At 52.7% G+C, this 1,278-nt stretch carries 1 protein-coding gene; it reads right to left on the minus strand.

What is annotated here, in order from left to right:
- A partial coding sequence (locus tag AK963_RS34025; RefSeq protein ID WP_175404727.1) for a GP88 family protein occupies positions 1–1,278 on the minus strand: 1,278 nt, incomplete at both ends.

Consider the following 1,278-nt stretch of genomic DNA (forward strand, 5'->3'; position numbering starts at 1 on the left):
CGGTAGCGTCCGGTTCCCTCATCAATTTGTCGAACTCGGATTGTGCGTCCAGAATCTTCTTCTGATTGGCTCTCATTTCCTTCTTCTGTTCGGGGGTCAACAGATGCCCGTATTGCAGATACGATCTTGTCCAGGTCTCCAAGCAGCTCTTTCGCGCTCGCTTTGCCGCCGAATCTTTCAGGGTCATGTTCTATTTCCTCTCTCAGTTCCCGAATGTTTTTTTCATGGGGAGTCTCTGCCGCTGCCTTCATTACCTTGCTGGTAACATTGCCCTGGAAGCAGCCAGCGCCGCCGTACTTATCACAGGACGTGCAGTTAAAGTCCTTCTTCGGATCGGTAGGGTGCTTGATCTTCTTCCAGCCACCGTCAACAGGGCAGACTTTCTTCATACCCTCAATGCCCAACATCCTGCGCAAGGTAGCCTTGTCAGCCAATACCTTTTGCCCTTGCTTAATGGGCAGGGTTACCAGGATTCTGTCACGGTTAGACCTCTCAAACTGAATATCGTTTTCACTGCCATCAAATACCATCGCCAGCGGCAGGTCAGGATGTTGTGCTGCCAGCTCAAAATTGCTGTTATCCACGGACAGGGCTCGCCAGTTCATCTCTGGCACCTGCTTAAGGAAGTCCGGGTTCTTACTGAATATCTGGAGGCGGATACCTTCCTTGTTCATCTGTTTGATAAAGGGGAGCCATGACATGGAGCCATCGCCCATATCAAACAGCCGCAGGGCTTTATCCTGATAATACTCAGCAGTGCTCTTGTAATTGATCGCTGCCAGTTTGGCCGTTCTGACCGGGTTGTTCTCCACCGCCCAGTTGACCACCTCAGACTTGATCAACGGGTTGCTGAATCGGTAGTTACCCTTTGTGGCGTAGCAGAACGTGGCACAGGCTTTACTGGGCAGGCAGTCTACAAAACTGCCATTGACGCTATTTTGTGGTTTTCCAGCATGACCAATAACGTCTTCCTGATGAATGTACCGCCACAATCCGTCCTCACCATGATCTTTCAGGGCCTTCAGCAGTGACGCATTGTCCTTGTTCGCTAACAGAGACTGGTAATCCACCTCCCGCCCAGCCACCAGATCATCAATGGTCTGGCGAATCAGCATCGCCTGCACGGTCTTCCTTGCCCACGGGGTATCTGCCAGCTTCTTCAGCCGCTGAACAATGCCCTGCTTGTCAGGTCGCCCGTCCAGATACCGCTTGATGGCTGCCCGTTCCGCACCGCCCAGACTCTTGAGTCCAGGCACCGAGTAGTGAGGCGCATTGCGG

This window comes from Endozoicomonas atrinae, assembly GCF_001647025.1.
Taxonomy (GTDB): domain Bacteria; phylum Pseudomonadota; class Gammaproteobacteria; order Pseudomonadales; family Endozoicomonadaceae; genus Endozoicomonas; species Endozoicomonas atrinae.